The organism is Streptomyces sp. NBC_00525 (genome assembly GCF_036346595.1).
Classification (GTDB): domain Bacteria; phylum Actinomycetota; class Actinomycetes; order Streptomycetales; family Streptomycetaceae; genus Streptomyces.
Map to the genome: position 1 here is coordinate 3,116,814 of NZ_CP107834.1, position 12,731 is coordinate 3,129,544.

Genomic DNA, 12,731 nt, shown 5'->3' on the forward strand with positions numbered 1-12,731 from the left:
GAGAGTGAGCGCTCCGAGCTGCGAGTCTCATGGTGGCTGCATAAATGCCATTCATATGCAGCTGATGCTGAGATTATGAAGCTGGATTTGAGACCCTACACGCTTCGATCAGGTCTGGGCCATGTCCACGAAGCGGGAGTAGTGGCCCTGGAAGGCGACCGTGATCGTCGCCGTCGGGCCGTTTCGGTGCTTGGCCACGATCAGGTCCGCCTCGCCGGCGCGCGGCGACTCCTTCTCGTAGGCGTCCTCGCGGTGCAGCAGGATCACCATGTCGGCGTCCTGCTCGATGGAGCCGGACTCGCGGAGGTCGGAGACCATCGGCTTCTTGTCCGTGCGCTGCTCGGGGCCACGGTTCAGCTGGGAGAGCGCGATGACCGGGAGTTGCAGCTCCTTGGCCAGCAGCTTGAGGTTTCGCGACATGTCGGAGACCTCCTGCTGGCGGCTCTCGGCGCGCTTGGAGCCGCCGGACTGCATCAGCTGCAGGTAGTCGATGACCACGAGCTTGAGGTCGTTGCGCTGCTTCAGCCGGCGGCACTTCGCCCGGATCTCCATCATGGAGAGGTTGGGGGAGTCGTCGATGTAGAGCGGCGCGGCGGAGACGTCCGGCATCCGCCGGGCCAGCCGCGTCCAGTCCTCGTCGGTCATCGTGCCGGAGCGCATGTGGTGCAGGGCCACCCGCGCCTCGGCGGACAGCAGACGCATGGCGATCTCGTTGCGGCCCATTTCCAGGGAGAAGATCACGCTGGGCATGTTGCTCTTGATCGAGCAGGCGCGGGCGAAGTCCAGCGCGAGGGTGGACTTACCCATGGCGGGGCGGGCCGCGATGACGACCATCTGACCGGGGTGCAGACCGTTCGTCAGGGCGTCGAGGTCGGTGAAGCCCGTGGGCACGCCCGTCATCTCGCCGCTGCGGGAGCCGATCGCCTCGATCTCGTCGAGGGCGCCCTCCATGATGTCGCCGAGTGGGAGGTAGTCCTCGCTGGTCCGCTGCTCGGTGACGGCGTAGATCTCCGCCTGCGCGGAGTTGACGATGTCGTCCACATCGCCGTCCGCCGCGTATCCCATCTGCGTGATCTTCGTACCGGCCTCGACGAGTCGCCGCAGGACCGCGCGCTCGTGGACGATCTCCGCGTAGTACGAGGCGTTGGCCGCCGTGGGGACCGACTGGACGAGGGTGTGCAGATAGGGCGCCCCGCCGACCTTGGTGATCTCGCCGCGCTTGACCAGCTCGGCCGCCACGGTGATCGGGTCGGCCGGCTCGCCCTTGGCGTAGAGGTCGAGGATCGCCTGATAGACGGTCTCGTGCGCCGGGCGGTAGAAGTCGTGGGGCTTGAGGACCTCCACGACCTCCGCGATGGCGTCCTTGGACAGGAGCATGCCGCCGAGCACGGACTGCTCCGCGTCGAGGTCCTGGGGCGGCACCCGCTCGAAGCCCGCGGAACCGCCCTCCCAGTCGTGGCTCTCGCGGCCGCGGTCGTGCCGCTCGCTCCGGTCCCGGTCCTCACTCCTGCGCTGGCGGGAGACGGGCAGCCGGTCGCTGGGGCCGGTGTCCGCCCAGGGGTCGTCCAAGGGTTCGGGAATGCTCACCCGGCCACCTCCTCCCGTCCGCTCCGCGGACCTAGCCGTGCTCCTCTTTCTTACGGCACGGCACCGACAAACAACGGCCCCGACTCCGGTTCCGGTGTGTCGAGTTCTGCGGTGCCGCAGAGCCGAAACAGGGTGGGGGCGCCGGACTACGGTAGGCGGCTCCGCACCGTCAGCCAATCTGGTTATCCACAGGCCCTGTGGACGAGCGCCCCGATGCTGTGGAGAACTCCGCAGAACCTGTGCACGGACCGGGGGACAGCACTGTGGACAAACTCATAGCCTCCCTGCAAACACTGCCGTGAACTGCGGTTTTTCCATCCACGGGCTGTGGGGGAGAAAAAAATTGGCAGTCGGGCCATGTTCCTGACTCGTCCCGCGCGGGAGTGACCCACAGCCGAGCAAATGTAAGGACCACAAGCTGATTGCATCTGTTACCTGTGGAAGATTAGATTGGCTGCCATGACCCAGCCACTGGGAACCCCTTCTTCCCGTCGTCGCCGCCATGATCGCGAGATCATCGCGCTCGCCGTCCCGGCCTTCGGCGCCCTTGTGGCCGAGCCGCTGTTCGTGATGGTCGACAGTGCGATCGTCGGCCATCTCGGCACTCCCCAACTCGCCGGTCTGGCCGTCGCCGCCGCCCTGCTGACGACCGCGGTGAGCATCTTCGTCTTCCTCGCCTACGCCACCACGGCGGCGGTCGCCAGACGGGTGGGCGCCGGTGATCTGGCCGCCGCGATCCGCCAGGGCATGGACGGCATCTGGCTGGCGATCCTGCTGGGGGCCGCCGTCATCGCGCTGACGCTTCCCCTGGCCCCCTGGCTCGTCGAGATGTTCGGCGCCTCCTCCACAGCGGCACCCCACGCCATCACGTACCTCCGAATCTCCAGCCTCGGCATCCCCGCGATGCTGGTGGTCATGGCGGCGACCGGAGTCCTCCGCGGCCTCCAGGACACCCGGACCCCGCTCTACGTCGCCATCGGGGGCTTCGCCGCCAACGCGGTCCTCAACGCCGCCCTCGTCTACGGCGCCGGACTGGGAATCGCCGGTTCGGCCTGGGGCACGGTCATCGCCCAGGTCGCGATGGCCGCCGCCTATCTCGTCGTGGTCGTACGCGGCGCCCGCAAGCACGGCGCGTCACTGCGCCCCGACGCCGCCGGCATCCGGGCCTGCGCCCAGGCGGGCGCTCCCCTCCTGGTTCGCACTCTGTCGCTCCGCGCCGTCCTGCTCATCGCCACCGCGGTGGCCGCCCGGCTCGGTGACACCGACATCGCCGCGCACCAGATCGTCCTGTCCCTGTGGAGCCTGATGGCCTTCGCGCTCGACGCCATCGCGATCGCCGGGCAGGCCATCATCGGGCGGTACCTCGGTGCGAACGACGCGCAGGGAGCGCGCGAGGCCTGTCGCCGGATGGTGGAGTGGGGCGTCGCGTCCGGCGTGGTCCTGGGCGTACTGATCGTCCTGGCCCGCCCGCTCTTCGTGCCCCTGTTCACCAGCGACACCGCAGTCCAGGACGCCCTGCTGCCCGCGCTTCTGGTGGTCGCCGCCACTCAGCCGATCGCCGGTGTCGTCTTCATCCTGGACGGTGTGCTGATGGGCGCCGGGGACGGGCCGTACCTGGCCTGGGCGATGCTGCTGACCCTGGCCGTCTTCGCTCCGGCGGCCCTGCTGGTCCCCACGCTGGGCGGCGGGCTCGGGGCCCTGTGGGGCGCGATGGCGCTGATGATGCTCGTACGGATGGCGACGCTCTGGCTCCGTACCCGCTCGGGGAAGTGGCTGGTCACCGGCGCGACCCGCTGACCCACCCGAGTCCGTACCGGGTGTTTCACGTGAAACGGCGAAGGGCCGCACCCTCGGGGTGCGGCCCTTCACTGTTCTGCTGAGGTGCGGCCCGATCAGGCGGCAACGACCTCGATGCCGAGCTTCGCAGCGACCTCGGGGTGCAGACGCACGGACACCTGGTGCCCGCCGAGCGTCTTGATCGGCGAACCGAGCTCGACGCGACGCTTGTCGACGTCCGGACCACCGGCGGCCTTGATCGCCGAGGCGATGTCGGCCGGGGTGACGGAGCCGAAGAGGCGGCCGGCGTCGCCGGAGCGGACGGCCAGACGGACCTTCACGCCCTCCAGCTTGGCCTTGACCTCGTTGGCCTGCTCGATCGTGGCGATCTCGTGGATCTTGCGGGCGCGGCGGATCTGCGCCACGTCCTTCTCGCCACCCTTGGTCCAGCGGATGGCGAAGCCACGCGGAACCAGGTAGTTACGGGCGTACCCGTCCTTGACGTCGACGACGTCGCCCGCAGCACCGAGGCCGGTGACCTCGTGGGTGAGGATGATCTTCATGATTCGGTCACCCTTCCCTTATCGCGCGGTGGACGTGTAGGGCAGCAGCGCCATCTCACGGCTGTTCTTGACTGCCGTGGCGACGTCACGCTGGTGCTGCGTGCAGTTGCCGGTGACGCGGCGGGCACGGATCTTGCCGCGGTCGGAAATGAACTTCCGCAGCATGTTCGTGTCCTTGTAGTCCACGTACTGGGTCTTGTCCTTGCAGAACGCGCAGACCTTCTTCTTAGGCTTGCGCACAGGCGGCTTCGCCATGGTGTTTCTCCTGTGTGATCAAGAAGTGGGGGTGCGAACTCCCCCTAGAAGGGGGGCTCGTCCGAGTAGCCGCCGCCGGAGTTTCCACCCCAGCTGCCTCCGCCTTGCTGGCCCCCGCCCTGGCCGCCGGCCGGCGCGCTCGTGGCCCACGGGTCGTCGGCGGGAGCGCCGCCACCACCCTGCTGGCCACCACTGGGACCGCCGCCCCAGTTACCGCCACCCTGCTGGCCGCCGCCGTATCCACCCTGGCCGCCCTGGCCACCGCGACCGGTGGTCTTGGTGACCTTGGCCGTGGCGTTCTTGAGGCTGGGGCCGACTTCCTCGACGTCCAGCTCGTAGACCGTGCGCTTGACGCCCTCGCGGTCTTCGTACGACCGCTGCTTCAGCCGGCCCTGCACGACAACGCGCATGCCTCGCGTGAGCGACTCGGCGACGTTCTCCGCCGCCTGCCGCCAGACCGAGCAGGTGAGGAACAGGCCTTCGCCGTCCTTCCACTCATTGGTCTGCCGGTCGAAGATGCGGGGAGTGGACGCGACACGGAACTTCGCGACCGCCGCACCGGACGGGGTGAAGCGCAGCTCGGGGTCGTCGACGAGATTGCCGACGACCGTGATGACGGTCTCGCCTGCCATGGGTGAACCTCTCGGCGGGGATTTCTTGGCTGCTTGTTGCTACTCGGACCCGATGACCACTGAGCCGGAAGCTCAGTGAATCTCGGGACGGAGGACCTTGGTCCGGAGGACCGACTCGTTCAGGTTCATCTGGCGGTCGAGCTCCTTGACGACCGCAGGCTCGGCCTGCAGGTCGATGACCGAGTAGATGCCCTCGGGCTTCTTCTTGATCTCGTAAGCGAGACGACGACGGCCCCAGGTGTCGACCTTCTCAACCTTTCCTTCGCCCTCACGGACGACGGAGAGGAAGTTCTCGATCAGCGGGGAGACTGCTCGCTCCTCGAGATCGGGGTCGAGGATGACCATCACCTCGTAGTGACGCATGTGGAACCCACCTCCTTTGGACTCAGCGGCCACGGTCGTTCCGTGGCAGGAGGGTCGTGATGCGTTGAGCAACGGTGCCCGAGTAAAACAGCCGCCACTGACAGCGCCCTCGATGAGGAGGGGCGGTCCGTGCCGACCTGGGCAGACACCGGTGCAGACCGACCAGAGTACCCGCAGACCCGCTTCCGGTTGAAATCCGATGGTCAGGGGACGCAATCTGTACACATCGGGTGTGAGCGGCGCCACAACCGCGCCGCATGTCGGCCAGGAGGTACTCCATGGCACACGTATCGCGGACCCGCCCCTCCGTCTCCCTCTTCGCCACGGACGGCAGGCCCCATCCGCTCCAGAACGGGCTCGTGGTGGTCACGCTCGTGCTGGGCGCCCTCGCCTTCATCACGGCGATGTTCCACAACCTGCATCTGCTCAGCTCATGGGCCGGACTCATCGGCATCCTCACCGGTGGTTACGGCCAGTACATCTCCGCGACGACGCGCGAGAGGTTCCCCCTGGTCATCGGCATGGGCGCGTCCGCCATCGGGTTCTTCCTCGGCATGGCCCACGGCGGACTCTTCGGCGGCGTGATCGGCTGACCCCCGCGGTTCCGGTCCGGGCGGCTCCGTCACCGACGGGGCCGCCCCCGCACGCCACCCGCACGCCGGGCCCGGAACAGGCGGTGCGCGACGGGGCCAGACAGCTCGCTTCCCGGCCACAGTAGGCTTCGGCGCGAGAGCCGGAGCCCCTGACCGATGGGGACACACCTGCCGAGGAGCGCCCCGCATGAGCCTGACCCTGAGGACCATCAGCCGAGAGCAACACCTGGCCTACATCCAGAGTCTGCCCGCGGCCAGTCACATGCAGGTCCCGGCATGGGCGGATGTGAAGGCCGAGTGGCGCTCGGAGAGCCTGGGCTGGTTCGACAAGACCGGCCAGCTCGTCGGCGCGGGCCTGGTGCTCTACCGGCAGCTCCCCAAGATCAAGCGGTACCTGGCCTATCTGCCCGAGGGCCCGGTCATCAACTGGTACGCCCCCAACCTGGGCGACTGGCTGCAGCCGATGCTCGCGCACCTCAAGCAGCAGGGCGCCTTCTCCGTGAAGATGGGCCCCCCGGTCGTCATCCGCCGCTGGGACGCGGCGGCCATCAAGGCCGGCATCCAGGACCCGGAGGTCAAGCGCCTGCGCGACGTCGAGGCCACCCACATCGAGCCGCGCGCCTTCGAGGTCGCCGACCGGCTCCGGAAGATGGGCTGGCAGCAGGGCGAGGACGGCGGTGCCGGGTTCGGTGACGTCCAGCCGCGTTACGTGTTCCAGGTGCCGCTGGCGAACCGTTCGCTGGAGGACGTCCACAAGGGCTTCAACCAGCTGTGGCGGCGCAACATCAAGAAGGCCGAGAAGGCCGGCGTCGAGGTCGTCCAGGGCAGCTACGCGGAGCTGGCCGAGTGGCAGCGGCTGTACGAGATCACGGCGGAGCGCGACCGCTTCCGCCCGCGCCCGCTCGGCTACTTCCAGCGCATGTGGACGGCCCTCAACAGCGAGGACCCCAACCGGATGCGGCTCTACTTCGCCCGTCACGAGGGGGAGAACGTCGCGGCGGCGACCATGCTGATCGTCGGCGGCCACGTCTGGTACTCGTACGGCGCCTCCGCCAACCACAAGCGCGAGGTCCGCCCCTCGAACGCGATGCAGTGGCGGATGCTGCGCGACGCGTACGCCATGGGCGCCACGGTCTACGACCTGCGCGGCATCTCCGACTCGCTGGACGAGACCGACCACCTCTTCGGCCTGATCCAGTTCAAGGTCGGCACCGGCGGGCAGGCGGCGGAGTACCTGGGCGAGTGGGACTTCCCGCTCAACAAGCTCCTGCACAAGGCACTCGACATCTACATGTCGCGTCGCTGATCACCACCCAAGAGCCGCTGATCACCGCCCCAGAGCTGACGAAACGGGCTTCATTCGTTTCAATGGGGCCTGAACACGCTTTCCCATCCGTTCCACCTCAGCCACCAGAAGGGTTCCGGACCGGCCATGGCGCTCTCCCTGTACGTCGACACCGCGCGCTGGCGGGCGCACCAGAAGTCCGTTATCGACCAGTTCCCGGGCATCGTGCCGGTCTGCAAGGGCAACGGCTACGGCTTCGGCCACGAGCGGCTGGCCGACGAGGCGATCCGCTTCGGCTCCGACATCCTCGCGGTCGGCACCACCTACGAGGCGGCCCGCATCAAGGACTGGTTCAGCGGCGATCTGCTGGTCCTCACCCCGTTCCGGCGCGGTGAGGAGCCGGTGCCGCTGCCCGACCGCGTCGTACGGTCCGTGTCGTCCGTGGACGGGGTGCACGCCCTGGTGGGCGCCCGTGTCGTCATCGAGTGCATGAGCTCGATGAAGCGCCACGGCGTCAAGGAGGAGGAGCTGGGCCTCCTGCACGCCGCCATCGAGGACGTACGCCTCGAAGGCTTCGCCCTGCACCTGCCGCTGGACCGTACGGACGGCTCGGACGCCGTCGAGGAGGTCATCGCGTGGATGGACCGCCTCCGGGCGGCCCGGCTGCCGCTGCACACGATGTTCGTCAGCCATCTGCGCGCCGACGAGCTGGCCCGGCTGCAGCAGCAGTTCCCGCAGACCCGGTTCCGCGCCCGCATCGGCACCCGGCTCTGGCTCGGGGACCACGAGGCGACGGAGTACCGGGGCGCCGTGCTCGACGTCACCCGCGTCGTGAAGGGCGACCGGTTCGGCTACCGGCAGCAGAAGGCCGCGTCCGACGGCTGGCTGGTCGTCGTCGCCGGCGGCACCTCGCACGGCGTGGGCCTGGAGGCGCCGAAGGCGCTGCACGGCGTGATGCCGCGCGCCAAGGGCGTCGCCCGCGCGGGCCTGGCGACCGTGAACCGCAACCTGTCGCCCTTCGTCTGGGCGGGCAAGCAGCGCTGGTTCGCCGAGCCCCCGCACATGCAGGTGTCGATCCTGTTCGTACCGGCCGACGCCGAGGAGCCCCGGGTGGGCGACGAACTGGTGGCACACCTGCGCCACACGACCACCCAGTACGACCGCCTCGTCGAGCGCTGAGCCCGCACGCCCGCCCCGCTCAGTCGGCGGCGGGCGTCCCGGCCGTACCCCACTCCACCCGCGACCCGGCCGCCCCGGCCCCGTCGTCCGCCCCCTCACCGCGTACGGCGCCGGGCTGGGCGATGTGGGTCAGCGCGAAGACGTCCTCGGCCCCGTCGAGCACCCCGCCCGAGGGGTCGTCCGAGCCGTCGTGCCGTACCCCGTCGCGTTCCGGCATCGAGATGTCCCGTACGACGAGGGCGCACAGGTACAGGGTGCCCACCAGATGCAGCACGATCGCCATCTGGTAGCCCTCCGTGGGCAGCCCCTGGTGCTTGTCGCCGCTCGTCGTGTACGCGAGGTACATCCAGATCCCCAGGAAGTACAGAACCTCGCAGGTCTGCCAGATCAGGAAGTCCCGCCAGCGGGGCCGGGCCAGCGCGGCGAGCGGGATGAGCCACAGCACGTACTGCGGTGAGTAGACCTTGTTGACGAGGATGAAGACCGCGACGACGAGGAACGCGAGCTGGGCGAACCGCGGCCGGCGCGGCGCGGTCAGGGCCAGGGCGCCGATCGCGAGACACAGCACGAGCGTCGTCACCGTCGAGACGGTGTTGACCGTGCTCACGTCGATGGCCTCGCCGGAGCGCTGTGTGATGACCAGCCAGAACGATCCGAAGTCGATGCCGCGTTCCTGGCTGAAGGTGTAGAACTTCTTCCATCCCTCGGGCGCCGGGATCATGACCGGCAGATTGACCACCAGCCAGGAACCGGCCGCCCCCAGCAGCGCCGCGCCGAACGCGCGCCACTTCCCGGCCCGCCAGCACAGCACGAAGACCGGCCCCAGCAGCAGCACGGGGTACAGCTTGGCGGCCGTGGCCAGCCCGATGAGGACACCGAAGGCCAGCGGACGGCTGCGGGACCACATGAGCATCGCCGCGGCGGTCAGGGCGACGGCCAGCAGGTCCCAGTTGATCGTGGCGGTGAGCGCGAAGGCGGGCGCGAGCGCCATCAGCAGGCCGTCCCAGGGGCGCCGACGGTGCGTCCGGGCGACACAGACGGCGATCACCGCGGTGCAGATCATCAGCATGCCCGCGTTGGCCAGCCAGTACGCCTGCTCCTGCGTCTGGAGGGAGCCGCCGCCCGGCGTCAGCCAGGCCGCGACCTGCATGAACACCCCGGTGAGAACGGGGTACTCCAGGAACTGCATGTCACCGGGCAGCCGGTCGAAGTACGGCACCAGGCCGTCCGCGAAGCCGCGCCCCGCGTACAGATGCGGGATGTCCGAGTAGCAGGCGTGGGTGTACTGGGAGGCCGCGCCCCGGAACCACGCCCAGTTGTAGCAGGGCAGCTTCTGCACCATGCCGAGCGCGAACATTCCGATGGCCACCAGGGCGACGGCTGCCACCGGCGTGAGCGCGGTGCCGCCGAGCCGCGCCCAGCGCCCCGACCTCCCGCCGATCAGCTCGCTGCCGGCCGCCGCGACCTCGTCCCGGTGCGTGGGCCGTACGACGGACCGTTCCTCGTGCACGCTCGTGTCCTCTGCGCTTGGCATGTCGCACATCCTGCCGTACGGCGCTGTGGAAACAACGAGGGCCGCCGCACCAAGGTGCCGCGGCCCTCGTCCCACGCCGGCTTCACCTCGCGCGCGGCGAGGGAAGTGGTGCGTGCCGGGCGCTACCCGCCCGTCCCCCACCAGTTGGTGTTCCCGGTGCTGTTGTTGTTCCCGTTGGTGTTTCCGCCGTTGTTGTTGCTGGTGGTGGTGTTCCCGCTGGTCTCGGTGGAGCCGTCCGTACCGCCTTCACCGCCGGTCGTGCCGGTGGAGGTGCCGGTGTCCGTATTGCCGCCGTCGTTGCCCTGGGTGGTACCCGTGTCGGTATTGCCGCCGTCGTTGCCCTGGCTGGTGCCCGTGTTCGCGTTGCCGCCGTTGTTGTTCTGGCAGTTCCAGTCCCACGTACCGCAGGTGTCGGTCGGGTCCGGGGTCGGGATGTCGGGCGTGGGCGTGGGCGTCGTCGGGGTCGGTTCCTTCGTCTCGGTCTCGGTCGGGGTCGGCGTCGGGGTCGGCGAGGGCTTCTTGGAGGCGCCGCCGCCGTAGACCTTGTCGCCGATCGGCTCCGCCTCGGGGAACTTCTCGTACTTCGCGCCTTTCATGGCCTCGGCCATGAAGTCGTGCCAGACCTGCGCGGGGAACGAGGCGCCGTGGATCTTGTCCTTGCCACCGGTGCCGTACATCGGCTCGAACTTACGGTTCTTGTTCCGGTCGTCGTCGTCCAGCCGGTACATGCTGATCGCCGTGGACAGCTGCGGGGTGTAGCCCACGAACCACGCCGACAGGTTGTCGTCGGTCGTACCGGTCTTGCCCGCGACCTCACGGCCCGGAAGGCGGGCGGGCGTACCCGTTCCCTTTTCCACGACGTTCTTGAGGACGTCCGTGACGTTGTCGGCGATGGCACTGTCGAAGGCGCTCTTGGTGACGACCCGGTGGCGGTAGACCGGCGCGCCGCGCTTCTTCACCTCGGTGACGGAGAAGGGCTCGCGCTGCTGGCCGCGGGCCGCGAAGGTGGCGTAGGCGCCGGCCATGCTGGTCGTGCTGGGCGAGGACGTACCAATGGAGAAGGACGGCACTCCGGCGTCCGCCATGTACTTGTCGTCCTTCAGACCGGCCGAGATGGCCGCCGCCTTCACCTTGTCCGTACCGACGTCCATGCCGAGCTGCACGAACGGGGAGTTGGCGGACCACTGCATCGCCTCACGCAGGGTGATGTTGCCGTACGACTCGTGGTCGTCGTTGGTCTGCAGCCACTCCTTGCCCTCCTCGTCGGTCCAGATGTCGCCGTTGTACTTCTTGATCTTCAGCTTGTCGTCGCCGTTGTAGATGCTGAGCGGCGAGACCTTCTTGCGCTGCGACTCGTTCTGGTCCGGGCCGCCGGACGGGTCCCGCTTGCCGTACTCCATGGCGGCGGCGAGCACGAACGGCTTGAAGGTGGAGCCGACCGCGGCACCGGTGGGGCCGGCGTTGCTGGTGAAGTGCTTGGTCGCGTCCGCACCACCGTAGATCGCCTTGATCGCCCCGGTCTTCGGGTCGACCGACGAGCCACCGAACTGCACGTGGGTGTCCTTGTCAGGACGCTTCTTCGGGTCGATGTTCTCGTCGTAGACCCGCTTGACGGCCTTGCTGAGCTGGTTGACCTTCTTCTTGTCGAAGGTCGTGTGGATCTCGTAGCCGCCCTGGTCGAGCATGTCCTTGGTGATGTTGGTGTTGTTGATGACCTCGGCGTTGGCCATGTTGACGAGGTAGCCGATCTGACCGCCCAGCTGAGCGTTGCGCTTCGGCTTGTCGGGCATCGGGAACTCGGTGTACTTGTCCCGGTCCTCCTGCGACATCCGGCCGTCCTTCACCTCCTCGTCGAGAATCCACTTCCAGCGCTTCGTCGCGCGGGCGAGGTTCTTCTCGGCGGTGGCCTGCACCGGGTCGATCTCCGGCGCACCGGCCGGGTCATAGTAGGTGGCGCCCTTGAGGAGGCTGGCCAGGAAGGCGCACTCGCTCGGGTCGAGGTCCTTGGCGTCCTTGCCGTAGTACGTACGGGCCGCGGCCTGGAGACCGGAGGCGCCGCGCCCGTAGTACGAGACGTTGAGGTACCCGGCCATGACCTCGGACTTCTTCATCTCGCTGCCGACCTTGAGCGTGATGAAGAGTTCCTTGAACTTGCGGGTCAGGGTCTGATCCGACGAGAGCCACGAGTTCTTGACGTACTGCTGGGTGATCGTCGAGCCACCCTGGGTCTGGCCGCCCTTGGCCATGTTGAACACGGCGCGGGCGATACCCATGGGGTCGATGCCGTGGTCGGAGTCGAAGGACTTGTTCTCGGCGGAGATGACGGCGTTGCGCATCGCCTTGGGGATCTGCGCGTAGTCGATGACCTGGCGGTTGACCTCACCGCCGGTGGCCACCATCTGGGTGCCGTCGTTCCAGTAGTAGACGTTGTTCTCCGCATCCGCCGCATCGTTGATGTCCGGAGTGGACACCATCGCGTACGCGAGACCCGCGAGGCCCATCAGCAGGCCCAGGAAACCGATGCACAGGCTGGAGACCAGCTTCCAGGACGGAATCCAGCGCCGCAGACCGTTCCGGCCGGCCCGCGGGTAGTCGATGAAGCGCTTCTTGCCCGGGCGCCGGCCGCCACGCCCCTCCGCCCCGCCGTCCCCACCCCCGCGGCGCCGGCCACCGCCGCCGCCTTCGGAGCCGCCTCGGCCCGCGCCGCCCCGCTGGGCCGCCCGTCTGGCCGCGGCACGACCTGCGTACGGGGCCTCCTCGCCGTGCGAGGCGGAAGGTGAGGCCGAAGTTACTCCGCGTGACGGTGCTGCGCGGCGTCCGGAGGACTGCTGGGCGGCTCGTCGGGCCGCGGCACGTCCGCCACCTTGCGGTTGCGACGTCTTGCGACGGTGCTCGCTCATCGAACGACTACTCCTCGGGCAGGCGAGAGCGCCTGGAAGCGGCAGGTGAGATCCGGTCCCCCGA

General features: G+C 68.6%; 11 protein-coding genes. 4 read left to right on the forward strand and 7 right to left on the reverse strand.

Annotation, left to right across the window (positions count from 1 at the left end; translation table 11 throughout):
- Positions 1–108 precede the first annotated feature (108 nt).
- Positions 109–1,587: a replicative DNA helicase gene (dnaB, locus tag OG710_RS13645; protein WP_239220788.1), complete on the reverse strand. Its 1,479-nt coding sequence runs from the start codon at positions 1,585–1,587 to the stop codon at positions 109–111.
- A gap of 459 nt (positions 1,588–2,046) precedes the next feature.
- Here dnaB and OG710_RS13650 point away from each other — a divergent pair, with 459 nt between their 5' ends.
- Positions 2,047–3,384 (forward strand): MATE family efflux transporter, encoded by a 1,338-nt coding sequence (locus OG710_RS13650; protein ID WP_330239583.1) that lies wholly within the window; start codon positions 2,047–2,049, stop codon positions 3,382–3,384.
- 95 nt (positions 3,385–3,479) lie between these two features.
- On the opposite strand, the gene rplI is transcribed toward OG710_RS13650, so the two are convergent.
- The 4 genes from rplI to rpsF all read right to left on the reverse strand — a co-directional run bounded on the left by rplI (position 3,480) and on the right by rpsF (position 5,176).
- Entirely contained in the window at positions 3,480–3,926 is a 447-nt protein-coding gene (rplI, locus tag OG710_RS13655; protein ID WP_330239584.1) for a 50S ribosomal protein L9, read from the reverse strand.
- 18 nt (positions 3,927–3,944) lie between these two features.
- Positions 3,945–4,181 carry a 30S ribosomal protein S18 gene (gene rpsR, locus OG710_RS13660; protein WP_003967857.1) on the reverse strand — a complete coding sequence of 79 codons (237 nt, stop codon included), beginning with the start codon at positions 4,179–4,181 and terminating at the stop codon, positions 3,945–3,947.
- Between the two features lie 44 nt (positions 4,182–4,225).
- On the reverse strand, positions 4,226–4,813 hold the full coding sequence (locus OG710_RS13665; protein ID WP_111329638.1) for a single-stranded DNA-binding protein: 588 nt from the start codon (positions 4,811–4,813) through the stop codon (positions 4,226–4,228).
- A gap of 72 nt (positions 4,814–4,885) precedes the next feature.
- Entirely contained in the window at positions 4,886–5,176 is a 291-nt protein-coding gene (rpsF, locus tag OG710_RS13670; protein WP_018101872.1) for a 30S ribosomal protein S6, read from the reverse strand.
- Positions 5,177–5,454: 278 nt separating this feature from the next.
- Between rpsF and OG710_RS13675 the strand changes: the two genes are divergently transcribed.
- From OG710_RS13675 to OG710_RS13685, 3 genes are all read left to right on the forward strand, one after another.
- Positions 5,455–5,769, forward strand: coding sequence for a hypothetical protein (locus OG710_RS13675; RefSeq protein ID WP_330239585.1), 315 nt, complete (start codon positions 5,455–5,457; stop codon positions 5,767–5,769).
- A gap of 187 nt (positions 5,770–5,956) precedes the next feature.
- Positions 5,957–7,075, forward strand: a complete 1,119-nt coding sequence (locus tag OG710_RS13680) for a lipid II:glycine glycyltransferase FemX (protein ID WP_330239586.1) — start codon at positions 5,957–5,959, stop codon at positions 7,073–7,075.
- A gap of 126 nt (positions 7,076–7,201) precedes the next feature.
- Positions 7,202–8,233 (forward strand): alanine racemase, encoded by a 1,032-nt coding sequence (locus tag OG710_RS13685; protein ID WP_239220794.1) that lies wholly within the window; start codon positions 7,202–7,204, stop codon positions 8,231–8,233.
- Between the two features lie 19 nt (positions 8,234–8,252).
- Here the strand turns inward: OG710_RS13685 and OG710_RS13690 are convergent, their stop codons facing one another.
- Together OG710_RS13690 and OG710_RS13695 are read right to left on the reverse strand one after the other, a co-directional pair.
- A complete protein-coding gene (locus OG710_RS13690; RefSeq protein ID WP_330239587.1) occupies positions 8,253–9,767 on the reverse strand; it encodes a glycosyltransferase family 87 protein in 1,515 nt (504 codons plus the stop codon).
- Positions 9,768–9,889: 122 nt separating this feature from the next.
- A complete protein-coding gene (locus OG710_RS13695; protein ID WP_330239588.1) occupies positions 9,890–12,667 on the reverse strand; it encodes a transglycosylase domain-containing protein in 2,778 nt (925 codons plus the stop codon).
- Positions 12,668–12,731 lie beyond the last annotated feature (64 nt).

Excerpts from the sequence above, each read along its gene's own strand:
- rplI (WP_330239584.1), bottom strand. The coding sequence starts at position 3,926 with ATGAAGATCATCCTCACCCACGAGGTCACCGGCCTCGGTGCTGCGGGC.
- rpsR (WP_003967857.1), bottom strand. The coding sequence starts at position 4,181 with ATGGCGAAGCCGCCTGTGCGCAAGCCTAAGAAGAAGGTCTGCGCGTTC.
- rpsF (WP_018101872.1), bottom strand. The coding sequence starts at position 5,176 with ATGCGTCACTACGAGGTGATGGTCATCCTCGACCCCGATCTCGAGGAG.
- OG710_RS13675 (WP_330239585.1), top strand. The coding sequence starts at position 5,455 with ATGGCACACGTATCGCGGACCCGCCCCTCCGTCTCCCTCTTCGCCACG.
- OG710_RS13695 (WP_330239588.1), bottom strand. The coding sequence starts at position 12,667 with ATGAGCGAGCACCGTCGCAAGACGTCGCAACCGCAAGGTGGCGGACGT.
- OG710_RS13685 (WP_239220794.1), top strand. The coding sequence starts at position 7,202 with ATGGCGCTCTCCCTGTACGTCGACACCGCGCGCTGGCGGGCGCACCAG.
- OG710_RS13690 (WP_330239587.1), bottom strand. The coding sequence starts at position 9,767 with ATGCCAAGCGCAGAGGACACGAGCGTGCACGAGGAACGGTCCGTCGTA.
- OG710_RS13665 (WP_111329638.1), bottom strand. The coding sequence starts at position 4,813 with ATGGCAGGCGAGACCGTCATCACGGTCGTCGGCAATCTCGTCGACGAC.
- OG710_RS13680 (WP_330239586.1), top strand. The coding sequence starts at position 5,957 with ATGAGCCTGACCCTGAGGACCATCAGCCGAGAGCAACACCTGGCCTAC.
- OG710_RS13650 (WP_330239583.1), top strand. The coding sequence starts at position 2,047 with ATGACCCAGCCACTGGGAACCCCTTCTTCCCGTCGTCGCCGCCATGAT.